Origin of the sequence: Bacillus sp. DX3.1, from assembly GCF_030292155.1 — a bacterium.
Taxonomy (GTDB): domain Bacteria; phylum Bacillota; class Bacilli; order Bacillales; family Bacillaceae_G; genus Bacillus_A.
Genome location: NZ_CP128153.1, coordinates 4,495,103 through 4,519,786 on the forward strand (window position 1 = coordinate 4,495,103; position 24,684 = coordinate 4,519,786).

The window sequence follows — 24,684 nt, forward strand, 5'->3', positions numbered from 1 at the left end:
TAAGAAAACGTCAGCCTTTCTCAGCTAACTTGTTTAGAAAGAATAACATTTTTTATTATTTGGAGAGGAGGATACTTTTTTGAGTTGATGGGCATGGTGCTACCCCTATTAGTTAAAAATTATAACAGTATAAAAATACATTAAGTTTTGCTTGAATTGAATCAAAATAAATTTCTTTTTCATTTTTACGTTCAAAGTTTTGGCTGTCATAAAATCCATAGTTACATCTAGTATCTGTATATAAATATAAAGATTTCACATCCGTACTTTTCATATAATTAGACAAATGATTCATTAGAGCCTTTCCAACCCCAAGACCTCTAGATTCCCCTGATACAATAAATAACTGTACAGAACCTTGAAAATCATCTTCTTTTCCTTGTATAAGTTCTTTATATGTGTCTTGAACTTTTGAGAATTCTTTTATGAATTTTTTATTCTCCTTATTAGCCATGAGCACTTTAAGCATGGTATAGGCAAGACTTAAAGTATTATGAGCTTTCTTTAAACGATTCTTGTCTTTTTTTGAATCCCCCAAAATAACACCAATAATCTTATTGTTTCTTTCTGCTACTTTGCTAAATGAACTTCCTAAAATACAACTTTGTAGATAGATGTTTAATATTGAATCTAAAAATTTACTATCTTTAATAAATTCATTGAAGCCAAATGCTTCACCAATCAATTCTTTAACAGATTCATAATCCTCTTTAACTAGACCTCTATATATTACTTCATCCATGTTTATAAACTCCCTTTTATATACGAATTAAAAAACCGACATAAAAACCCCCTTCTTTTTAGGCGGTCAGATGCAAGGTTTAATACAAAAGGAGTAAGCAAGTAGCGGTCATGTTGTATTTTCCATAGCAGCGATTTATATGTCGAAAAATTAAAATGTATATATAGTATTGTAAATAGCTTATTATGATAATAAGGTCTTCTCTAAGGGGAGAGTCAATGAGAAAAAATATAAAGGAAGTGATTAGGGTGAAAAACTTATTTTCTATTGGGGAAGTTGCTAAAATGAAAGGCATTACAATAAAAGCGTTAAGATATTACCATAAAATAGGTATTCTCATTCCAAGATATATTGATGAAATAACAGGTTATAGATATTATTCTATAGATCAATTTATTTATATAGATATTATAAAAAATTGTAGAGAGTTAAGAACTAGTATAGTAGAACTTCAAGAGATTTTTAAGGACTGTAATACTGATAAATTACTAAAATTTTTACAATTAAAAAGATATGAAGCAGAAGAAAACATAAATAAAATGCAAGAAATAATCAAAAGCATTGATACCTTAAATACGCAGGTAGAGAATTCTAAGGATATATTAAATAATGATGAAATATCTATTAAATTCTTTGAACAGCGTTATGTAATTGTAGCACCATGTAAAGAAGTAGGAAGTTTAAAGGAGCTACTTTACTATTCAGACTTAGAGAAAATCATTCAAGATAAAGAGTGGAAAATGTCAATGGAAAGAGGAATCATATATAACTTTAATTCAGATGGTAATGTAGAACCAAAATATGTTTTTAGTGGATTTCAAGGGAATTCTAATATAGAAGTTGAACAAAATATGAAAATATTACCAAAGGGGAAGTATTTAACTTTAGCCTATAGTAAAGATAATGAGGAGGAACGTAGAAGAAAAATAGTTAAATATGTAAAAGAAAATAATTTAAAAATTAAAGGTTTTATTGAAGTGGAGTTATTTAATGATTTCTTCAATACAGAATCCTATAGTTGTCAAGTTCAAATGTTTATAGAAAATAATGAGGAAGTTGACTAAAGATAAGTAGGTATCACAACAGAAGACCTTTGGAACAGAGTGTTTAGCGACATTACGACCTGGCGACCTATGTATTCGGGATTTAGGCTATTATTCACTGGACGATTTAGATCAAATGGACCAACGTGACGTGTATTATATATCGCGGCTTAAATTAAATAATATAGTGTATATCAAAAATGAGTTTCCTGAATACTTTCGAAATGAGACAGTAAAAAAACAGTCTCAGTACATCAAAGTTGATTTAGAACACATTATGAATATCTTAAAACCAGGGCAGTTCTATGAAATAACAGACGCTTATATTGGAAAGGATAAAAAAGCAGCTACTGCCTGTAACAATAGCTGCTTCTTTCATTACTTCGAGTTCACGATATTAAAGTAAGAACGAACTGTTAAGAAGTAATATCCAATATAAATAACGCCATACACACCGATGCTAATTAATAACGGAATAAGAATTTCAAATGGCATTAACATTGATAAACCTTTTAATGCAAACAAGCTGTGTAAAATCCCTACTACTAATGGAATTGCGAAGATAAATCTTACTTGTTTTGCAATTGCCTTTTTCATCTCTTGTTTCGTTACACCGACTTTACGAAGTACAACGTAACGATCACGGTCTGCACTTGCTTCTGTTAATTGTTTAAAGTAAATGATAGAACCTGTTGCAAGTAAGAAGACGAGGCCTAAGAAAATACCGATGAACATCATCAAGCCAGTTCCTTCAAGTCCAGCTTGGAATCCAGTGTAGAAATCTCTAAACGGTGTTACAATTTCTGATTCTGCAGCCGGCATTACTTTTGTTAATTTTTCAGTTAATGCTTTACTGTTTCTTTCATCTTTTACATTAATATTTTTGACAGTGCGTGTTCCAGCTACTTTTTTTGCTCCTTCGTACACTTCATCCGGAACAACAACAACTAATTCACCTAAGTTCGTAACATTACGACCTTCTGCATCTTTAATTGTTAACGTCTTTGTTTCATTTCCAATAGGGAATACCGCTTTATTTCCTTTGTATACCGTACTAAATTCATGCCCTTCGATATACATTCCGTCATATACAAATGCTTCTCCTGCAGTTAAACTCACGACTTCTGCATCCATTTTTTTCGCAGCTTGATTGAAAGCTGATTGTGATACTAATTGGTATTTCTCTGTTACAAGATAATGAGTATTCATACCCATATCTGCTTTTTCGCCTTCAAACTTCCCTTTAACAGGAACCATCTCTATCTCAAACTGATCCGTCACTGGATGATTTTTCTTTTCTTCATCAAGAATAGCATTTACTTTGCTATCCAATGCCGCGTCTTTCTTTTCATAAGAGAAACTATATGGTGCATACGTTTTCGCTTGTGTAAACACGTTGTAATACATCGTTACAGATGTACCAACCGCAGTTAGTGTTACAGCACTTAACACCGCAATCGTTGCAAGTGATTTTGCATTTCCTTTAATACGATATAACAACTGAGACGTTGTTACCATATTCATACCGTTATAAAACGACGACTTCTTATTTTTTGCTCTTTTTAGAACAATAACTGTAAAGAACATAAACAGTAAGTACGTACCTAGCACAGTTGCAAGTAGAATGTACAAAGCAACCATCATAAAGTCTGCGTACTTAACAGCTTTTATAAATGTCAGCGATAAGAAATAACCAGAACCAATTAAAAAGACGGAAAGTAATGCTACAACAATGGAGCCTTTTGGCATTACTTCCCCTTCACGCTCGGCACGGAAAAGTTCAATTAATTTGAAACGATATATTAAGCGATAACCTTGGAACGATGTATATAATACAATGACAAAAAAGACAAGCGTTGTATCAATAATTGCTCCCATTGGTACTTCAAAATGAACATTTAAGTTGAGTCCCATCATACCTACTAATAATTCAAGAAATAGCTTAGAAAGTAAGCTACCGATTGCAATCCCGATTACTAATGACATTAACCCCATCAACATATTTTCATAAAATAACATTTTACCAATTTGTTTTTTACGAATTCCTAGTAATGAATATAATCCAACTTCCTTTTTACGCTTACGTGTAAAGAAACCGTTAGAATATATAATAAATACCGCAACGAAAATAATGAGCATCACACTGGAAACTTGGAAAGCACCGCTAATCTTCTTCGATCCTTCCGCTGCTTTTTCCATCTGCGAATTGTATTCTAGTGCCTTAAACGTAAAGTAAATAACAATACTAAAGATCATGGAAGCAAAGTATAGAAAATAATCTTTAAAATTCCGCTGTATATTGCGGAGGGCAATGCTAGATAACGTCATCTATTGCACCCCCGGAGATTGTGGACATCATGTCTAATACTTGTTGGAAGAATTGTTTACGCGTTAATTCTCCTCGGTGTAACTCTTTATATAACTCACCATCTTTAATGAAAATAACACGTTTGCAATAACTTGCTGCAAATGCATCATGCGTTACCATTAAGATTGTTGAATTATCGTATTCATTTAGTGATTTCATACTTTCTAATAAATCTGTTGCTGATTTTGAATCTAATGCACCTGTTGGCTCATCCCCAAAAATCATACTGGGGCTTGTAACAATCGCACGAGATGCTGCACAGCGCTGCTTCTGTCCACCAGATACTTGGTATGGATATTGCTGCAAGATATGATCAATCCCAAACTTTTTCGAGATTTCAAGAACACGGCGATCAATTTCACTTGCTTTTACTTTTGATAACGCAAGTGGCAGTGCAATATTTTCTTTCACCGTTAACGTATCTAATAAGTTATAATCTTGGAAAATGAACCCTAAATGGTCACGACGAAACAACGCTAATTTATCATCATTCATTTTTACAATATCTTTTCCATCTATTAAAATTTCACCGTTCGTTGCTGTATCAATTGTAGAAAGAACATTTAATAATGTTGTTTTACCAGATCCGGACGGCCCCATAATCCCAACGAACTCGCCTTCTTGTACTTGTAAGTTAATCCCTTTTAACGCTTCAAATTTATTTCCACCAGTGTCATACACTTTTGTAATATTTTTCGCTTCTAATATCGTTTTCATCTCTATATCCCCCACTTCATCTCATTTCTATTCTGACTATATCTCACTTCTACTGTTGTCACTATCGATGTTTCTTACACAAACATGACAGTTATGTAAGAGCAACCAGAAGAAGAAACTAAACTTAACATGATGAAATAACTACTTTGTTACTATAGCATTCGGATATAGAGGCATCTATTCATTCTCATTACATGAACCTTACAATTCTGTAAGGTAAAAAGCACCCATCTTATAAATGAGTGCTTTTTAGAATATAGTTACGATTCAATTATGAATTACAAACTTAGTGCTATCGTTTCACCTTATACTTTTTCTAGATTCATTGTTATACAGTAACGTGGTAATAATAGAAAGTGCTACAACAACTACAAAAGTAAATACCCTATAGTTCGATATCGTAGCAGTACCTACTAATAAGCCAGGTATACCAGCCATAATCAGGCCTCCAAACATGCCAACAAAAGATCCCACACTCTGTTTCACTACTTGTGTTTCTGACTCCCAGTCATAATAAGCAAATCGATTATTAATAAAGATCCCCCATATCGCTGAAAAAAATGAATATGTTAACGGGGTAATTACGATTAAAATAGAAGTCCAAACATCTGGCTTTAAACCTATAATCATAAGTATAGCGCTAATAATTGATGCAGGTATACTCAGCGAAAGGTTCATCAAAATCTTACTGTCATAAATAACTTTGGGTGTAAGAGGCAATGACTTGATGATCCATACGTTTTTTCCCTCTAACGACAATGACACACAAGTTGTACATGTCATCGAAATTATTGCTGAAATCGCAAATGGTGCAACCCCTGGCAAAATCATTTCGATGCCAGGATAGCTTATTAATTTACTCGGCCCTACCACAACTACTGCAAGTGAGAAAGCTATCGCAATCACAACGCCCATGCCACTATTTATTACATATACTGAAGAACCAAAGAAACGCGTCAATTCTTTTTTATATAATGCAATCAATACGTTTTCTTTTTTCATACTATCGATCTTATAATTTGAACGCATATGATACGTAGAAATACCTGTGTTGATTTGCTTATATTTAAGAGAGAGTATTTTTACAAAAAGATAATACCAAATAACTGATATCCCAACAAAAAAGATAAAAGCTCCCATATCAGCATCCACAATTGCTTTTTGAAAAATGTTGGCGGGCGGATACACTTTAGCCAATTGCTCTGAAACGATTGCTCCAATCCCATTAAGATCATTCAAGCTATATTTCGTATTTCTCATTTTTATCATGAAGAAGCTAGATATAACAATTACCATAATACTTAAAATCGTCGTTACTCTATTCGTATTTCTAAATTTAGAGGCGATTGCTGTAATACATGCTCCAAAAACTGCTGCAATCGTTGTTAGAATTAAAGATGCTGTAAACAGACTGATGAACCACATAAAATAGAAAGAAACTGATGGTTTCGCATATATACAATAAACAACGCCCATTGGTAACATGACTATCATTGAAAAGACCGTATTTAGCACGTATAAATACAAAAATCTACTAGCAATAACTGTACTTACGCGAATCGGTAATGACATCACGAAATCATAATCCTTAAAAGCAAAAAGCTCTCCATTCGCCTTAAACATGGTGAAAACTAAAGTCAATACACTACTAAGAACGAGTGCATAAACTGGAATGACTTCTGTTATTCTAAGTTCCACCAATCCATATGCTGCGGCTCCACAATATAACATCAACATTACAGCAACCAAGGTAAGAGATACTGAAATCAAAATTTTATTCTGCTTCTTTTTCTTATCTTTTTCATATTTAAAAGTATTGAGACCTAGCTGCGTTATCAGACGGATTTTTAAAAGAGCGAGCGTATTATTTTTCATCAGCAAGCACCTTCATAAAGAGCTCTTCTAATGAATTTTCCTTTATGAGAGACTTTACTTCCCCTGAAATTGCTAGTTTTCCTTTATTGATCATCGCTATCTTGTTACATAATTTTTCTGCCACATCTAAGACATGGGTAGAAAAAAAAATCGCACTGCCCGTTTCACAAAGTTCCTTCATAATATTCTTTAATACTATAGCTGCCTTTGGATCAAGACCGACAAAAGGTTCATCCAAAACTAATAATTTCGGATTATGCAAAACTGCCGATATAATCGCTACTTTTTGTTTCATACCGTGTGAGTAGGAAGATATTAAATCTCCCAAATATGCCGTAATCTCAAAAGCATCCCCATATTTTTGTATCCGTTCTTCCCTATCTTTTGCAGACACTCCAAAAACATCAGCAACAAAATTTAAATATTGAATTCCTGTTAATTGCTCGTATAAATCTGGATTATCAGGAATATATGCCATTACTTTCTTACACGCAATAGGATCCTTTTTTACTGAATGCCCATCAACAAAAATTTCACCCTCTTCGAAGTCTATAACACCCACTAGTGACTTAATCGTTGTACTTTTCCCCGCACCGTTGTGTCCGATAAATCCAAAAATATCTCCTGCTTGAACAGTAAGATTCAAATTATCAACTGCTTTCCTACCACCTTTGTATGTTTTGCTAAAATTGATTATTTCTAACATTATTCTCTCCTCCAAACTATCTGCACTAGTATAGAATCAACTAAATGTATTTAAGTTACATGACAAGGAATACAATTCTTACATTATTTTTCTAAAATTCACACAATTTTTATTTGAATTATTACTATTTAATATTGAAGAATATATGAATCTCTTCAATAAGTTTGAAAGGAAACCATAGATTTAAAGATTGGATAAATTCTAGGGCTTTTATTTTACATTAAAGCATCACTTAGAAATTAGTAGACATACCGGAATAAGGATTAACGATAATACAGGAATTAACCACTTCGTTACTAATATTTTCGCTTTCGACATTTTTTTATTTTTAGAAGAATAATTCAACACAAAATGAACGATTACATTAGCAACGAACATAAACAATGGTAATCCAAAAGCTGCTATCGTTTTACTTGCATACTTATCAGGATTCCCTTTAACATCCCAATGAATTGGGATTTGTTCGGGTAAATCACTATATAAAACAACCGATAATATCATTGGTAATAAACAAACCACAGAACTTATCATACATGTTAAATCAATTTTCTTTTTCATCATCTTTTCCTCCATTCAGCAAACATATATAATACTTAATAATCGAATATCAGGATAAAACCTCTTCAAAATTAAAACGCTATCAATCTAAATATTCAGACTCTTAAAGCGAAATTTTACTCAGTGGGGTTGTTTTCCATCCCCCACTGAGTATTACTACCCGTTAGCACATAGAAAATACGAATACATAATTTGACTAGTATCGCTGAGTAATTACGAAACACCTACTTTTATTACTTCCAACCTATCCTAAAGAGTAGTTCCTTCTATTTACAATTGCATTTCTTTTTTATATAAAACATAAGAATATAAATTAGTCAGTATGACAGCAACTAATATCATTGCAAGCATCAAATAAGATCTCCAATCAGCTGGTACAAAAATACTTACGATCATGATAAGTCCTAAAGCTACAAATACTTTTCCGCTAAAGCGATGTGTTTTCCGCCATACTTCTTCATTACTCAATGTCCATGGATTGCGCATTCCAACGAAGAAACTTGGTTTACACTGTGGTAAATAATTACCGACTATTAAAAATAAAATACCAACAAGTAATTCTGGCACCCGATGAAGAAATATATTATATCCCAGTCCACTTGTGATAACAGCCATATTTCCTATAAATAAGACTACTAATAATGCATTATTCATCATCATAAAGCCTTTAGGAAACTTCTTATAATTCTCTTTCTTTGGATCAATCTTCGGTAAGATATTCAGAAATACCTATAAACCAATCATGATACCAACCATGGTCATCATTCCAGTTAATTTAGACGAATACCCATCTGCGGTACCACCGCTCCAATGCGTTGCAATCGTATCAGGCAAATGTGACCAAGAAATCGCCCATGCTAAACATGCTGTAAGAATTAATATAATTGCAAAGATATGTTTCTTCACTTCTCATCTCCCCCTTTATTCGTAAACGTAAACACCCAAGTTAATAAATCTTGAAAAACGGTTGTGTTTAAGGAGTACACAACGAATTGTCCTCTTTTTTCATCTTGTATTAATTCAGCATTTTTCAATGCATTTAAATGATGCGAAATACTCGGCTTTGTCATATTGAAGTGTTCGGCAATTTCGCCAGCTGTTAAGTTCCCTTCTTTTAATAAATCTAATATTTTTCGCCTTGTTGGATCTGCTAATGCTTTAAATGCTTGGTTCAATGTCTTTCTTCCTTTCACTAATTAGACATTTAGATATTTATCTAAATGCTAAAATAAAAACTACAAATTGTCAATGATATCCATAGCCCTTTTTCCTCTTTTGACTTTTACTGTTTACTAGCATTCCTTTCAACATAATGAAAAGACATGAAACACATGGTACACTATAGCTACAATCGTTTTGAGGAGGAAGACACATATGTACAAAGTTTTAATCGTTGAAGACGACCCAAATATCTCGTCTTTACTTCAAACTCACATTCAAAAATACGGCTATGATGCAGTTATTGCTGATAATTTTGATGATGTTATGGTTTCTTTTAATGAAGTAAAACCACATCTTGTTCTATTAGATGTAAACTTACCAAAATTCGATGGCTTCTACTGGTGCCGTCAAATTCGTCATGAATCTACTTGTCCAATCATTTTCATTTCGGCTCGTGCTGGTGAAATGGAGCAAATTATGGCGATTGAGAGCGGTGCGGATGATTATATTACAAAGCCGTTCCACTATGATGTTGTTATGGCGAAAATTAAAGGCCAATTACGTCGCATTTACGGTGACTATGCCCCGAATATTTCAGAACGTATTGTAGACGTAGAAGGTTTAAAATTATACCCTGAACGTCCAGAACTTCACTTTGGCACTGAGCAAGTATTACTAACAAAGAAAGAAGCAATTTTAGCAGAAATGTTGTTATCGAAACATCCTCGCACAGCAAGCCGTGAAGATTTATTAGCCGCACTTTGGGATGATGAAAGCTTCGTTGAAGAAAATACATTAAACGTAAATATTACGCGCCTTCGTAAAAAATTCACTGAACTTGGTATCGAAAATGCAATTGAAACAGTACGCGGATTAGGGTATCGTTTTAACGCATCTTGGAGTGAATAAGAATGAAATTATTTTTACGTGATCATTTTGCGTTTTTTGTTCTTTATGCGTTAAACTTTGGTATCATTTTTATTCTTTATGATGCAGTCGATGGATTTCAGAACAATAAATTTTATTTTATTGTATTAAGCATGTACTTATTCATCTGTTTCCTTGCTTATCGCTACGTTCGAAATCGTAGATTATACAATCGATTAAGCGAACCACCTGAAAAGATGGAAGATGCGTTTATTGAAAGAGCAGTAGCTCCTCTGCCTCATGGTGTAAACGAGCTTATTCGTACGCAATACCATCTATTCCAAAAAGAATTGCAAACATATGAAGTAAAACAACAAGAGCATCAATTATTTATTAACCACTGGGTGCATCAAATGAAAACACCGGTTTCTGTTATGCAGCTTATGGTGCTTGAAATGGAAGATGAGCACCTCATTCCACAGTATAAACAAGAGTTGGAAAAGTTAAATCAAGGACTTGATATGGCGCTATATATGGCACGGTTAAATAACTTCCATGAAGATTTTCATGTAGAAACTATTTCATTAAAAGATGCCGTAACAAAAAATATAAACAGTTTAAAAGAGCTGTTCATTCGAAATGGTGTCTTTCCTGTTTTGGAAGTCCATTCAGATTTGATGGTGGCTTCTGATGCAAAATGGTTAAAGTTTATTATTTATCAATTAATGACAAATGCCGTTCGCTATTCTGGCGGAAGAGGAAAGAAAGTATTCTTATCTGCTTACCAAAACGGCAAAGATATCATTTTAGAAGTTCGTGATGAAGGTGTCGGTATCCCGCAGGAAGATGTTCGAAGAGTATTTGAGCCATTTTACACTGGGAAAAATGGACGTACTTTTGGAGAATCAACTGGTATGGGACTTTATATTGTAAGTAAAATTTGCTCTTATTTAGGCCATTCTGTGAAATTAGAATCCGAAGTAGACAAAGGTACAAGCATCAAAATCATCTTCCATAACGCTGCGAACAATCAAGTGAATGGGCATGAAAGGTGACACATTGATGAAAATAAAACACTTCGTAAAAATGTATGAGAAATCACTCTCATACATTTTTTACAACACATGTAAAAATATTTTTTACCGGGGAGGCATACATTATGACTTTTTGGCAGTTTGCATTTAAAAATGTTTCTCGTAACTCCCGGGCTTATTTTGCTTATTTCTTAAGCAGTTCATTTTCAATTGCTATTTTCTTTTCATTTGCGGTGTATTTATTTCATCCTCGATTACAGAATTCTAGCATGGTTGATGGAATTTCTGCATTAATGATATTTTCGGAAGTAGTCATTGTGTTTTTCTCCTTTTTCTTCTTGCTTTATTCCATCGGCACCTTCTTAAAGGTTCGAAAAAAACAATTTGGGGTTTTAACCGTTTTAGGAATATCGAGGAAGCAATTAAAACGCCTTGTTTTCATGGAAAATATGTTAATTGGCATATTATCTATCTTTGTTGGGATTCAATTTGGACTTGTTTTTTCACAATTTTTCTTATTGGTAACTGCAAAAATTACGTATATTCCAGGATTGTATTTATATTGGCCAACATGGCCCATCATTTTAACAATGACAGTCTTTCTTGGGCTCTTTATCTTTGTCTCAGCTTTCACTCCCATGTTAATCAAAACACGTAAAGTTGTGCGTCTTCTAAAAGAAGGGAATGTGAAACAAAAAGAGCGAAAGCCATCTATACTCATTTCTCTATTTGGTGCTATATGTTTGCTATCTGGATATGTATTAGCAGGGAATCCAAAATATTTCATATCATTTGGGTCTGAAATAGGCGCTCTATATATTGTTTCTAGTGTTTTTGTGATTCCTTCACTTGTTGCAATTGGAACGTATTTTTTCTTTTCACAAATTAGTTTCTTGCTCATTCGTATTTTGAAGACGAGACGAAAGTTTTATATGAAACGAATTAATATGCTGTGGATTTCTGATTTAGCAAGCCGTATTCGTACAAATATTAACATGCTCTTTATTGTAGCTATGCTATCAACCCTTGCTTTTACAATGATTACATTTATATATGGATTCGGGAAATTTACAAAATTTGATGTTACAAAAAATAAACCATTCCCATTCACCTATATTTCATACGATGCCAACCCACTTGTTTCCCAGCATATGGAATGGTTAGAACAACAGCTTAGCGAAGAACAATTTGAATATAAAAAGTTCAAAACAGATTTATATGCAGTATCATTGGAAAAGAATGCTAACACTCCCTACGACAGAGAAGCATTTGTATTAAAACAAAGTGACTATAACGAGCTTGCTACTGCTTTAAAGCTCAAACACCTTTTTGTCAAAGATAATGAAACATATTTACTACCTGGACACGGATATCAAAATTTAGTTGGTGCATTAGAAGAACACTCCAGGCAAAAAAACGTTACAATTTCTCAAAATTCACTTACATTACGCGTAAAAGGTTATGAGAACTTTAGCATTATACCAACTGGAAGGGTGCAACAGATAATGATTTTATCTGATGATACAGTACATGCCTTCTCAAATAGCATGGAACATAGAACGTTGTATAACTTTCAAGTACAAAATTGGGAAAAGACAAATACAATTGCAGCGGAATATATGAATAAATTGCAAACAGAGCGAAAAAAAATCCCAACTAAAGAACCTTTATATTATATGGACGAAGCAAGTAATTCACTTTATGAGATAAAATTAAGTGCTGCTTCATTCTTTCTTATTGGTACATTCCTTGGCGTGATTTTCTTTATTGGTGCTGGAAGCGTCCTTTATTTCCGTATGTATACAGATTTAACAAATGAACATGAAAAATATATTACGATGACAAAAATTGGTTTAACAGAATCTGAGATGAAGCGCTCAGCTACGATTCAGCTTGCCATTTTATTCTTTGTTCCATATATTATGGCCTCCATTCATACGATATTTGCTACTAAAATGCTGCAAGAAATAATAAACTTATCATTATTTGCTGAAGTTACAGTAGTTCTTACGATTTTTGGAACGATTGAAATTCTCTTTTTCTTTTTAATTCGTTCACTCTATATACAAAAATTATCGCAGCACACTAAGTTATAAAGTGAAACTTTAATCAGTGAGTGTTTTCTTCATCTTTCACTGATTATGAGCCTTCATCAATCGGGAGTTTACAGGTAATCTTATAACTTCTTTACTTCCGCTGAATTTTGAGGTGGGAGTATTACTGCCTGTAAACAGCGGGATAAATGGAATAAGAGCCAGAAAGGTGATTTTTTATGGAAGAAGTATTACACATTAAAAATGTCTCAAAAGTGTATGAGGGAAAAGTCCCTCATACCGCTTTAAAAAATATTAATTTACATGTAGATAAAGGTGAATTTGTCGCAATTATGGGTCCTTCCGGAAGCGGTAAATCCACTTTTTTAAACGTGATTTCAACAATTGATTCCCCTACTGCTGGAGAAGTTTTTATTAATGGAAAACAGCCGCACACATTCCGCAGAGAAAAACTAGCCGTTTTCCGTCGCCAAGAGTTGGGCTTTGTCTTCCAAAACTTTAATTTGTTAGATACATTAACAATTGGTGAAAATATTGTATTACCATTAACGTTAGATAATGTTCCTCTTAAAGAAATGGATAAGAAATTAGATATCATTTCCAAAAAGCTTGGAATTGATCATATTTTAAACAAACGAATTTTTGAAGTTTCTGGTGGACAAGCACAGCGTACAGCAGTTGCTCGCGCTGTTATTCATAACCCTTCTTTACTGCTCGCCGATGAACCAACAGGAAATTTAGATTCCAAGGCTGCTATCGATGTAATGGAGCTTTTTACAAAGTTAAATAAAGAAGAACAGGCTACTATTTTAATGGTAACACATGATCCATTTGCGGCTAGCTACTGCAACCGTATCATTTTTATTAAAGACGGAGGACTGTATAACGAATTACACCGTGGCCTGCATCGTGAAAAGTTTTATCAAGAAATTCTAGATGTGTTAGCACTACTAGGAGGCAGACGTGGATGACATTTTGGCAGTTTGCATTTAAAAATGTCACGCGTAACTCACAAGCATATTTCGCCTATTTTGTAAGCAGTGCTTTTTCGATTATGGTTTTCTTTTCGTTTGCTGTATATGTATATCATCCGCAATTACAAGGCTTACAAGATTTTCAAGAACGAGGACCTCTTATGAATTTAATTGGGATGGCCCAATTTGTCATCGTCATGTTCTCGTTCTTTTTTCTCCTTTATTCTATCGGGACATTTTTAAAAGTACGCAAAAAACAATTTGGCATTTTAACGGTTCTCGGTATTTCAAAGAAACAACTAAAGCGACTTGTTTTTATGGAAAATATGATAATCGGATTATTATCGATTTTTGTTGGTATTCAGATTGGGCTTGTCTTTTCTAACTTTTTTCTATTGATTACCTCAAAATTAACCGGTGCAAAAGGACTATATTTATATTGGCCAACAGAGGCCATTACAATGACAACCATTACATTTATTATCTTATTCTTTATCGTTTCTACATTTACACCTATATTAATTCGTACGCGTAAAACAGTGCGTTTAACAAAAGGGGATATCCAAAATAAAAAAGAGAAAAGGCCTTCTATTATCATTTCTCTTTTTGGTTTAACTTGTTTAGGGACATGTTATTATATTGCCGGATTCCCGCAAAATTATATAACAGAAGAAAGTATTAAAAATGGCACTGCCTTTCTTACAGTCTTCGCCATTTTGCCACTGGTAACAATCGGAACCTATTTACTATTTTCACAAACCATTTTTCTTTTCATTTGGCTATTAAAAAAGAGACGCCGTTTCTACATGAAACAAATTAATATGCTTTGGATCTCTGATTTAGCCGCACGTACCCGTGGCAATATTAATATGCTCTTCATTGTAACAATGCTATCCGCACTTGCTTTTACAATTATTACATCGCTGTTTGCAACGAACAATTACACAAAAGCAGCTATTCTAGAACTTTATCCGATGCCTTTCACGTATATATCTAATAGCGAAAATCCATTAGAAGAAAAGCATACTGCTACAATTGAAAAAGAACTAACAAACTATCAATTTCAATATAAAAAGCATAGGTCTGTTGTTCTAAAAGATAAAGCTTTTGAAAATGATATTATGATTATGAAAGAAAGTGACTATAATACCCTTTCTAGACTACTAAACAGACCGGAGATCCAACTAAACGAAACGGAAACGTATATTATTTCTAAATTTTCACCGGCTACATTAAATTTATTTACAAGCCCTTTTATAAAAAGAGACACTATTACAATAGAATCTAATAAAAAAACATTTCATATAAAAGGCTTTTCCGAACAAACACTTGAGCCACAATTTGCACTTCCTCATATGATTGTTATGCAAGATAATGTAGTTGAGACGATGATTCCTCATATCGAAACTGTGACAATCTATAATTATGTAGTTGAAGATTGGGAAAATACACTTTTACCGACAAAAAATATATTAAAAGTTATTAATCAAGACAGCAATAATATTTCGAAACCTGAAGAACAAGAGGACGGCATACAAAAAGAAATTCCATTCAGTATTTTCACAGCTAGTGATGAACTACAGCAGGATAAACAAAGCAATGTCGCCGGTTTCTTTATCGGTACGTTTCTCGGCGTCATCTTCTTTATTGGAGCAGCTAGTGTACTCTACTTCCGGATGTACACTGATCTAACGAGAGAAGAAGAAAAATATATTACGATTACAAAAATTGGCTTACAAGCAACAGAAATGATACGTTCAGCTACGATTCAACTTGCTATTTTGTTCTTTGTTCCTTATGTCATCGCATCGATTCACACGATATTTGCTATTAAATTTTTACAAAGTACACTCGCACTTCCATTAGCAAAAGAATTAGTATTTGTTTTCGTATTATTCGGTGTTGTCGAGATCATTTTCTTTTTCTTCATTCGTTCACTTTACATCAAAAAATTATCACAGCGTATTAAACTGTGAATAAGATAGCCTTGTGCACACTGCACAAGGCTATTTTCCATAGTTTTTAGGTTAGCAATAACAACCGCCATAACCGCCGTAGCCACCATAACCACAGTCGCCACCACCGAAGCAGCTAGCACCAATGATAATTAATAAAATAAACAATACAATTAGAAGCGCAAATCCACCGCCGAAGCCGTGTCTGTGATCGCGTCTGTCATCGCATCTGTGATCGTGTCTGCGATCGTGTCTGTCATCGTGTCTGCGATCGTGTCTGCGATCGTTTCTGTCATCGTGTCTGTGATCGTGTCTGTCATCGCCCTTTTCACTCATTACTCTATTCCTCCTTTAGTATCATTCGTAATAACAAGGGGATCCTATCATGTTCTAAATGAGCGGATTCAATTTATATTATGTTTAGCAGACAGATGGGAAGCTTGTTTTTCCCAAAAACAGGCTTATCTCATTTTAAAATGCGAAAATATACATAAAGTGAAACTTTGATTAGTGGGGGGGTTCTTCATCCCTCACCTATCTTCTTTGTTTTCTCTGAATCTTGAGGTGGGGGATGAAGAAAATATAAAGAGCCTACGATGTTAAATCATCGTAGGCTCTTTATATACGCTGCACAAACAGCTTTCCTTCTTGAAATATACGCTTCTTTAATTGTTCATTAGAGAGCGTATTTACATGAACTACATCAATTTTATATCTTCCCTCTATATCTTCCATTAATTGAAGCCATAGCCACTGAAACTCCTTAGTACTACAATCGGTTGTTTCAATAGCAATATCATAATCAGACTTCTTTGTCGCTTCCTTTCGTGCATGAGAACCAAAAATATATGCAATTTTTACAAATGGCGTCGCTAATAGACGTGCTTGTATATTGCGGAATATTTTTTCCTGCTCTTGCATGATTTCACCTCTCACATATAATGCGTTGCTTTGTGATTTCTTCTAGTCTTACCCGGTTTACTTCATATCCAAACCTAGCTTTCTCAGGTACAAGAACCTTTCCACTTTGCAACGTCACTTCGGGCGTAATAATATCTTGTTCCCAATGCCTACTAGAAGCAGAAATATCACCTGGAATTGTAAAGTTCGGCAAAGATGCTAAAGCAATGTTTTGTGCACGTGAAATTCCCATCTCCACCATACCGCCGCACCAAACAGGTATATCATGCTGCTGACAATAATCATGAATCTGAATCGACTCCGTTAGTCCACCCACTCTTCCAGGTTTAATATTCACAATGCGACAACTCCCAAGTGTAATTGCCACCCTTGCATCTTCTAAACTATGAATACTTTCATCTAAACAAATAGGTGTTTCTATTTGTTTTTGCAACTCAGCATGATCAAGAAAATCGTGATCAGCTAACGGCTGTTCAATCATCATTAAATCAAATTCATCCAATCGTTTTAACTGTTCAATATTCGTTAACGTATATGCGGAGTTTGCATCTGCCATTAATGGAATCTTTGGAAATGCTTTGCGTATTTCTCTGAGCAACTCATAATCAAGTTCTGGCTTTATTTTCACTTTAAAACGTCTATAGCCTTCTTGTGCGTACATTTCGATTCGTTTTAACATATTCGGAACGGTATCCAAACCAATTACCACACCGACTTCAATTTCTGATTGCGTTCCGCCAAGTAAATTCGCTAACGATTGATTTTGACGTTTCGCATACAGGTCCCAAATGGCTCCTTCTATTCCTGCTTTTGCCATCCGATTCCGTTTGATATGCTGAAATACGTGAGGAATTTCTTTCGGATGTGTAACCTCAGCTTTAAATAAATCTGGCAATAAAAAATCCTGAAGCATATGAAACGCTGTTGTTACTGTCTCTTCTGTATACCATGGCTCTGAAAAAGCAACGACCTCTCCAAATCCGATATACCCGTCTGTATCTTCTAGTTCAATAATGATACTTTCTCGCATTTCATACGTCCCATAACTCGCCGCAAAAGGAATCACAAGAGGCATTTCTGTTATATAAAGTGTCGCCTTTTTTATTTGCATTTACATTTCCTCCAGTAACTGCCTTAGTTCCCGCCTTAATAATTTTTTGGAAGCATTACGTGGTAGCTCAGATAAGAAATGTATTTCTTTTGGTACTTTATACCTCGCTAATTTTTCTTCACAAAATCTGATAAGCTCTTCCTCTGTTACATGGTCTGCTTTCACAATAAAAGCAACTGGCACTTGCCCCCATTTTTCATCCGCTTTTCCGACAACACCGGCTTCCACCACTTTCGAATGTGCGAGCAGTGCTTCTTCAATTTGTGCGGGATAAATATTTTCTCCGCCTGAAATAATTAAATCACTGCGGCGGTCTAGTACATATAGGAAGCCCTCTTCATCCAAATACCCAAGATCTCCAGTATGAAGCCAACCATCTCGCACTGTTTCACGAGTTGCTTCTTCACGTTTAAAATAACCACTCGTCACGTTCGGGCCTTTTACAACAATTTCACCTTCAACGTGAGAGGGTGCCACTTCTCCACCATTTTCAATGCGAAGTTGACATAGAAAAAGTGGTTTTCCTGCTGAACCAACTTTCGTTAACATATAATCAGCTGCTAACGTACAAATTTGCGAAGATGTTTCCGTCATACCGTATGTTTGATATACAGGAATCCCTTTTGCGACACATGTTTCTAATAGCGGTCTTGGGGCAGGTCCTCCGCCTAATAATACGCACCGTAAGGATTTTGGATATGTGCCCTCTCCAAGCCTCTCTAATAGGTCTGTCAGCATTTTAGAGACGACAGATATCATCGTAACCCCTCGCGTCTGCAAAGCGGTATGAATAAAGTCTGGGTCGTATTTCGGAACAAGTAAAATACGCATGCCATATATTATATTTTTCATTAAAAGAGATAATCCACCTACATGAAAGAGCGGCAGACATGCTAGCCAACAATCCTCTTCACGAAGCCCTAAATTAAGAGATGATCCAACTGCACTCGCCCAATGATTACCGTATGTTAATATAACGCCTTTTGGTTTTCCCGTTGTACCTGATGTATAGATAATCGTCATAGCCTGCTCTAAAGAAAATTCCGTTTGCACGCTCACTGCTCGCTTCGGTCCTCTTACTAATTCTACAAATGAATATACAGGTACTTGTTTCGTCTCAAATTCTTGATCTGTCAGCAAACAAAATACTTCAGCATCTTCCATTTGCCAAAGTAGCTCTTCTCTTGAAAGACGTGTATTAAGAAGTACAGCAGCAGCTCCTATATAAGATAGGGCGTGAATCACCGTGATCATCTCGATACTATTTTTCATCAGAACAGCCACTTTTGTACCTTTTTCTACATGCAAATATGAAAGGTGTTCACAAATAGACAATACTTTCTCATGCAGTTCTAAAAATGTGCTCATCTCCTCTTTCGTTTCAATTGCAGTACGCTCTGGTGTTAAAAATGCACGCTGCATCAACCAATTGGGCATCGTCTCCATTATATAATCTCCTTTCATTACAGAAAGAGACTTGATGTGAATTCATCAAGTCTCTGTTTTTCCGGCTCCGCTTTTATCTTATCTAGCTACAGCGGCTAGAATAGTCGGTGGCTTCGCTTCTTCCGCCGAGGTAAAAAGCACCTCTATGTCAGAAGCTCCATCCCCCTCCTATTCTGAACGAGCCGCTTCCGCTTTTGATCAAGGGAAACGAGGGAACTGATCAAAGTTCGGGCTACGTTTTTCTTTGAACGCATCACGACCTTCTTTTGCTTCGTCAGTTGTGTAGTACAATAGCGTTGCATCGCCAGCTAATTGCTGAATACCTGCTAAACCATCTGTATCTGCGTTAAATGCAGCTTTTAAGAAACGAAGTGCCATTGGGCTGTTTGCTAAAATTTCTTGTGCCCATTGTACTGTTTCTTCTTCAAGTTGTTCTAATGGAACAACTGTGTTTACTAAGCCCATATCAAGTGCTTCTTGTGCACTATATTGACGGCATAGATACCAAATTTCACGTGCTTTTTTATGACCTACCATACGAGCTAAATAGCCAGCACCGTATCCACCATCAAAGCTACCTACTTTAGGACCAGTTTGTCCGAATACAGCGTTGTCTGCTGCAATTGTTAAGTCACATACGATGTGAAGTACGTGGCCACCACCGATTGCATAACCTGCTACCATTGCGATAACTGGTTTAGGAATTGCGCGAATTAAACGTTGTAAGTCTAATACATTTAAGCGTGGGATTTGGTCCTCACCAACATATCCGCCATGACCGCGAACCTTTTGGTCACCGCCAGAACAGAATGCACGTCCACCTTCACCTGTTAAAATGATAACACCAACATTTGCATCATCGCGAGCGTGTGCAAATGCATTGATTAACTCCATTACCGTCTTTGGACGGAATGCATTATGTACTTCAGGGCGGTTAATCGAAATTTTTGCGATACCATTGTATGTGGAATAAATAATATCTTCGTAATTACCTTCTTTTACCCATTCAACTGCCATATATTATTACCTCCTTTTTATTTCGCTAGTCATTCGATCTAACTCGTACGCTAACGCTCTATAAGTTCTGCTCCTCCTTAAAGGAAAAATCCCTAGAAGAAAGTATCACTGTATGTTTTGGAGAAATCCCTTTACTATTGTATCAAACTTTTGCGGTTGTTCCACATGAATTGCATGGCCAGACCCATCAATTTTTATAAATTGCGCATGAGGGATATGTTTTTGCATGTTTATTAAGATGTGAAAAAACTTTTGATCGTACTCTCCATTCATTAACAAGACAGGCATTTGTAGTTGATACAGCTCGTCCCACCAAGAAGGCTGCGCTCCCGTTCCCATGCCGCGAAGACTATTTGCTAGCCCCTTCGGATTATTCAAAAGGCGCTCTTCTCGAACCTTCTCTTGTGCATACAATGACAATTTTTTTTGCGAAGCAAATAGCGGGATGTTTTCCCATTTATTCACAAAGACTTCTATGCCTTCTTGTTCAACTCTGTCCGCAAGCTGTTCATCTTTTTCACGGCGTTCTTTGCGTTCTGCTTCTGACCTAAGCCCTGCTGTACAATTCTCTAGTAAAAGAGATAAAACACGCTGTGGATAGAGACACGCCATTGTAATAGCAAGTCTTCCTCCCATTGAATACCCAAGTATATGAGCTTTTTGAATTTGCAAGTGATCTAGCAATGCAATCATATGGGAAGCAACATTTTGAATGTCGTAATGTTTGATTTGCTCTGGACTTTCTGTTTTACCGTGCCCAACAAGATCCACTACAATGACTTGAAACCGTTTACTCCACAAAGGAATGAATGTACGCCATGTTTCCATACTACCCGTAAAACCATGAAGAAGCAGAAGGGGTGATCCACTCCCTACCACTTCATATTCATACATGACACCTTTTAAGGTTACATTCATTTTGCGTCACCTTGTAATGTTTCGGTAATTGTCTTTACTATATTAGTCCATAACTTACGATGCAACTGTAAATTCTCTTCTCGGTTCGTACAAAGTTCCACAACATGTAAACCTTCTTCTGTTGTTCCTTTTTGTACTTCTTCGCGAAACGCCTCCCAGCCATTTATACGCTCAAATGACCCACCATACATTTTCACAACATGCTCATAATCAAGTCCAAGCGGTGTCCCAAATAATGCTTCAAAGTGTTCCTTTTTCTCATATTGCGGTAAAAAGGAGAAAATTCCGCCACCATCATTATTTACAACAACAATGGTTATATTTAACTGCTGTAATTTTGCTGCAAGTAACCCATTTAAATCGTGATAAAATGCTAAATCGCCGACAACTAATACAAGTGGTTCACAAACAGTGCTCGCACCTAATGCTGTAGAAATAATACCATCAATACCATTCACACCACGGTTTGCCATCACATTGATCTGTTTATTTGTTGTAAAGAAGAACGTATCTGTGTCACGTATCGGCATACTATTGCTCACAAATAAAGTCGCTTTCTCTGGTAAAACATGTATAAGATCTGTAATCACTTTTCCTTCAAATGCTGTTTCGTATGTTTCAACTTCACGAAGTTGTTCCTTCGTTTTTTCGTTTATATGTTGCCACATCTGGAACCAATCATTCTCTTCTCTCTTAGCAATGCTGCTTGCAAGTTGGTTACAAAACTCTACATCATTTGCACATATCACTTCCGTTGCCATAAGAGCAGGATCTCGCCATTTTCCTGATTCATCCACAACGATATGCAGCGCTTCCTTCTGTTTCTTAACATATTGCGTTAATGCCTTAGAAACCGGCATACCACCGAAACGAATAATAACATCAGGCTTCCATGTATCACGCAGCACTTCATTTCGTAAGAATGTATCATAACAATCCATCACCATTGTTTTATCGTGATTACCGCTACGAATTCCAGATAACGGATCTGCAACAATTGGATAACCAACTTGCTCCGCAAATCTCACAACAGCTTCAGCAATCTCTCGGTGACTATTATCTCCACAAATAATAAGCCCCTTTTTCATACTTGAAAGGCGCTCTGTAAGAGAATTTACATATTCACTCTTCATCGTCATGTTTCCTTGATGAACTGCCCCTGTATATTCACCTCGACCTTTTTCCCATAAATTCTCTAAAGAGAAATCTGGAATTAACGGCTCACGAAGTGGAAAATTAATATGGACAGGTCCCTTTGGTGTAAAGCATGCGCTTGCAACAGCACGCCCAGCTGTCATACGGGCATAATGATACATCGGTTCTGACGCTTCCGGAAGAGCCATCTCCATAAACTGTTTCACAAAGGAGCCATATAAATTCAGCTGATTCATCGCCTGCGGTGCTCCCACATCTCGCAATTCATGCGGTCTATCTGCTGTTAATACAAGTAGCGGTACTCGTGAATGAAACGCTTCACAAATAGCCGGATAATAGTTCGCTGCCGCTGTTCCTGATGTACATAAAATCGCTACAGGACGTTTCTTCGCTTTCGCGATACCGAGCGCGAAAAAGGCAGCTGATCGTTCATCCACATGCAAATAGGTTTTAATTTGTTTATGCTGCGCCATTAGCAAAGCAAGCGGTGTTGACCGCGAACCTGGACTAATAACAACATCGCATACATGTAGGCGCGCTAATTCATCGACAAACGCGCCTAAGTAATAAGACAATGCTTCTACATGTTTCGTCATTTCTTTAATTCCTCCAAAGCATTAAGCATCGGTCTAAATTTTAAACTTGTTTCTTCATATTCAAGCTGCGGAACTGAATCAATAACAATACCACAGCCAGCAAATAAGGATGCCTTGTCAGCCTGCAATAATCCGCAGCGCAAAGCCACTGCAAATTCACCATTTCCTTGATCATCCAGCCAGCCAATTGGAGCGCCATATAACCCTCGATCTAGCAACTCTACATCACGAATAAGCTGCATTGCTTCTAATCGTGGTGTACCACCAAGTGCTGGTGTTGGATGAAGTTCTTCCACCATCGTAAGCAATGGTACATTACCTGTTGCTTGAACAGGTGTATATAAATGAAGTAAGTTCTTTGTTGTCAATAAACCTGGATGCTCAGGAATATCCACCGAATCGCAATGCTCTTTTAATACACTGCGAATCATGTTTACTACATAACCGTGCTCTGCCAAATTCTTTTCATCATGAAGAAGTGCATCACCATTGTGCTGTTGTTCTTCTATAGAAGTGCCGTGAGCCATCGAACCAGCAAGACACATAGATGTAAATGTCTCACCTTCTTTTCGAATCAATCGCTCTGGCGTTGCCCCTAAGAAACAAGCACCTTTATAATCAAAGGAAAATACATAACAATCTGGTTGTCCCATGCGAAGCGCTTGCAAAACATGAGCGGAATCCATACTTTGATCCATCATTAATTGTAGTTCCCTTGCCAACACAACCTTCTGTACGTTATCTTTCTTCATTTCTTCCTGCACGTTTACAATTGCTTGCATCCATTGCTTTGGATTTACTTCTAATGTAGAAGTTATATTTACCTTTACTTCCACAAGCGGTTGTTTACTCTCCTGTAGAATCTGCTCTTCTAATGAGACGACCTCTTCATAAATTGTCTCCGCACAATCTTCAGCTGAAACAAATCGATTCATTGTTAGCCATGCTTTTTCATTTTTTACTGTTAATAGAAAAGCTGGTAACAACAATGTTGTGTCCTGAAATTCTTTCCAAAGACCTGTTTGCTCTTTTTGTGGATCAAATGAAAAGCCACCGAATAAAAGCGGACCCGTTCCAAATTCATATGCTTCTCGGTGAATCATTGCTTTTTCCAGCACCTTTTCCCACTGTTCACGAGCATTTCGAAAGCGCTTTTCAGCAGAGTTTGCTATAGTGAAAGCAGAACCAATTCCAGCAAAAACCACATGCTGAGCTGGGTCTGCGAAATAACATCTATTTTCATATGCAACTTGTTTCCCTGCTGCATAGAAAAGAAGCGGGTCCGTCCATTCTATCTGTTTTACAAAACTGACCAATATTTTTTCATCAGTCGCACATTTAATAGCTGTAAGAAGCACTTCTTGTAAGTCTTTTTGTTTCGTTTGAATCACAAAGTCTCCCCCCCTATGGGCGAAAAATAGTCATAAATACGCTTGATTTTAAGATACACCTCAAACGAAAGTTGT

The 24,684-nt window shown here is 35.8% G+C and carries 21 protein-coding genes and 3 pseudogenes; 7 read left to right on the forward strand and 17 right to left on the reverse strand.

Annotation, left to right across the window (positions count from 1 at the left end):
- Positions 1-112 precede the first annotated feature (112 nt).
- Positions 113-742, reverse strand: a complete 630-nt coding sequence (locus QRE67_RS22585) for a GNAT family N-acetyltransferase (RefSeq protein WP_286122417.1) — start codon at positions 740-742, stop codon at positions 113-115.
- 218 nt (positions 743-960) lie between these two features.
- Between QRE67_RS22585 and QRE67_RS22590 the strand changes: the two genes are divergently transcribed.
- Positions 961-1,806 carry a MerR family transcriptional regulator gene (locus QRE67_RS22590; RefSeq protein ID WP_286122418.1) on the forward strand — a complete coding sequence of 282 codons (846 nt, stop codon included), beginning with the start codon at positions 961-963 and terminating at the stop codon, positions 1,804-1,806.
- Between the two features lie 13 nt (positions 1,807-1,819).
- Positions 1,820-2,137 (forward strand): annotated as a pseudogene (locus tag QRE67_RS22595) (transposase); the annotation flags it as partial.
- A gap of 26 nt (positions 2,138-2,163) precedes the next feature.
- On the opposite strand, the gene QRE67_RS22600 reads toward QRE67_RS22595, so the two are convergent.
- The 7 genes and pseudogenes from QRE67_RS22600 to QRE67_RS22630 form a co-directional block, all read right to left on the reverse strand.
- On the reverse strand, positions 2,164-4,113 hold the full coding sequence (locus QRE67_RS22600; protein WP_286122419.1) for an ABC transporter permease: 1,950 nt from the start codon (positions 4,111-4,113) through the stop codon (positions 2,164-2,166).
- Complete coding sequence (locus QRE67_RS22605; protein WP_286122420.1) at positions 4,100-4,870, reverse strand: ABC transporter ATP-binding protein; 771 nt, start codon at positions 4,868-4,870, stop codon at positions 4,100-4,102. The genes QRE67_RS22600 and QRE67_RS22605 overlap by 14 nt, the downstream gene beginning before the upstream one ends.
- A gap of 300 nt (positions 4,871-5,170) precedes the next feature.
- Positions 5,171-6,745: a permease-like membrane multi-spanning protein gene (locus QRE67_RS22610; RefSeq protein WP_286122421.1), complete on the reverse strand. Its 1,575-nt coding sequence runs from the start codon at positions 6,743-6,745 to the stop codon at positions 5,171-5,173.
- A complete protein-coding gene (locus QRE67_RS22615; RefSeq protein WP_286122422.1) occupies positions 6,735-7,451 on the reverse strand; it encodes an ABC transporter ATP-binding protein in 717 nt (238 codons plus the stop codon). The genes QRE67_RS22610 and QRE67_RS22615 overlap by 11 nt, the downstream gene beginning before the upstream one ends.
- A gap of 228 nt (positions 7,452-7,679) precedes the next feature.
- Positions 7,680-8,024: a DUF1648 domain-containing protein gene (locus QRE67_RS22620; protein WP_286122423.1), complete on the reverse strand. Its 345-nt coding sequence runs from the start codon at positions 8,022-8,024 to the stop codon at positions 7,680-7,682.
- Positions 8,025-8,279: 255 nt separating this feature from the next.
- Positions 8,280-8,915 (reverse strand): annotated as a pseudogene (locus tag QRE67_RS22625) (SdpI family protein).
- Complete coding sequence (locus QRE67_RS22630) at positions 8,912-9,184, reverse strand: autorepressor SdpR family transcription factor (protein ID WP_286122424.1); 273 nt, start codon at positions 9,182-9,184, stop codon at positions 8,912-8,914. The pseudogene QRE67_RS22625 and the gene QRE67_RS22630 overlap by 4 nt, the downstream one beginning before the upstream one ends.
- A gap of 199 nt (positions 9,185-9,383) precedes the next feature.
- Here QRE67_RS22630 and QRE67_RS22635 point away from each other — a divergent pair, with 199 nt between their 5' ends.
- From QRE67_RS22635 to QRE67_RS22655, 5 genes are all read left to right on the forward strand, one after another.
- Entirely contained in the window at positions 9,384-10,079 is a 696-nt protein-coding gene (locus QRE67_RS22635; protein WP_286122425.1) for a response regulator transcription factor, read from the forward strand.
- Between the two features lie 2 nt (positions 10,080-10,081).
- Positions 10,082-11,092: a sensor histidine kinase gene (locus QRE67_RS22640; RefSeq protein ID WP_286122426.1), complete on the forward strand. Its 1,011-nt coding sequence runs from the start codon at positions 10,082-10,084 to the stop codon at positions 11,090-11,092.
- 104 nt (positions 11,093-11,196) lie between these two features.
- Positions 11,197-13,167 carry an FtsX-like permease family protein gene (locus tag QRE67_RS22645; protein ID WP_286122427.1) on the forward strand — a complete coding sequence of 657 codons (1,971 nt, stop codon included), beginning with the start codon at positions 11,197-11,199 and terminating at the stop codon, positions 13,165-13,167.
- 176 nt (positions 13,168-13,343) lie between these two features.
- Positions 13,344-14,096, forward strand: a complete 753-nt coding sequence (locus QRE67_RS22650; RefSeq protein WP_286122428.1) for an ABC transporter ATP-binding protein — start codon at positions 13,344-13,346, stop codon at positions 14,094-14,096.
- On the forward strand, positions 14,093-16,075 hold the full coding sequence (locus QRE67_RS22655; protein ID WP_286122429.1) for an FtsX-like permease family protein: 1,983 nt from the start codon (positions 14,093-14,095) through the stop codon (positions 16,073-16,075). The genes QRE67_RS22650 and QRE67_RS22655 overlap by 4 nt, the downstream gene beginning before the upstream one ends.
- 51 nt (positions 16,076-16,126) lie before the next feature.
- Here the strand turns inward: QRE67_RS22655 and QRE67_RS22660 are convergent.
- From QRE67_RS22660 to QRE67_RS22700, 9 genes and pseudogenes are all read right to left on the reverse strand, one after another.
- Positions 16,127-16,291, reverse strand: a pseudogene (locus QRE67_RS22660) (YjcZ family sporulation protein); the annotation flags it as partial.
- Positions 16,228-16,386: a hypothetical protein gene (locus QRE67_RS22665; protein WP_286125393.1), complete on the reverse strand. Its 159-nt coding sequence runs from the start codon at positions 16,384-16,386 to the stop codon at positions 16,228-16,230. The gene QRE67_RS22665 and the pseudogene QRE67_RS22660, both read right to left, overlap by 64 nt.
- 286 nt (positions 16,387-16,672) lie before the next feature.
- Complete coding sequence (locus tag QRE67_RS22670) at positions 16,673-16,975, reverse strand: nucleotidyltransferase family protein (RefSeq protein ID WP_286122430.1); 303 nt, start codon at positions 16,973-16,975, stop codon at positions 16,673-16,675.
- A gap of 4 nt (positions 16,976-16,979) precedes the next feature.
- Positions 16,980-18,086, reverse strand: coding sequence for an o-succinylbenzoate synthase (menC, locus tag QRE67_RS22675; protein WP_286122431.1), 1,107 nt, complete (start codon positions 18,084-18,086; stop codon positions 16,980-16,982).
- Positions 18,087-19,532, reverse strand: a complete 1,446-nt coding sequence (locus tag QRE67_RS22680; RefSeq protein WP_286122432.1) for an o-succinylbenzoate--CoA ligase — start codon at positions 19,530-19,532, stop codon at positions 18,087-18,089.
- A 198-nt stretch (positions 19,533-19,730) separates the two neighbouring features.
- Positions 19,731-20,549 (reverse strand): 1,4-dihydroxy-2-naphthoyl-CoA synthase, encoded by an 819-nt coding sequence (menB, locus tag QRE67_RS22685; RefSeq protein ID WP_286122433.1) that lies wholly within the window; start codon positions 20,547-20,549, stop codon positions 19,731-19,733.
- A 105-nt stretch (positions 20,550-20,654) separates the two neighbouring features.
- A complete protein-coding gene (gene menH / locus QRE67_RS22690) occupies positions 20,655-21,467 on the reverse strand; it encodes a 2-succinyl-6-hydroxy-2,4-cyclohexadiene-1-carboxylate synthase (RefSeq protein ID WP_286122434.1) in 813 nt (270 codons plus the stop codon).
- A complete protein-coding gene (gene menD / locus QRE67_RS22695) occupies positions 21,464-23,218 on the reverse strand; it encodes a 2-succinyl-5-enolpyruvyl-6-hydroxy-3-cyclohexene-1-carboxylic-acid synthase (RefSeq protein WP_286122435.1) in 1,755 nt (584 codons plus the stop codon). Before menD ends, menH begins: the two co-directional genes overlap by 4 nt.
- Positions 23,215-24,609 (reverse strand): isochorismate synthase, encoded by a 1,395-nt coding sequence (locus tag QRE67_RS22700; RefSeq protein ID WP_286122436.1) that lies wholly within the window; start codon positions 24,607-24,609, stop codon positions 23,215-23,217. Before QRE67_RS22700 ends, menD begins: the two co-directional genes overlap by 4 nt.
- Positions 24,610-24,684 lie beyond the last annotated feature (75 nt).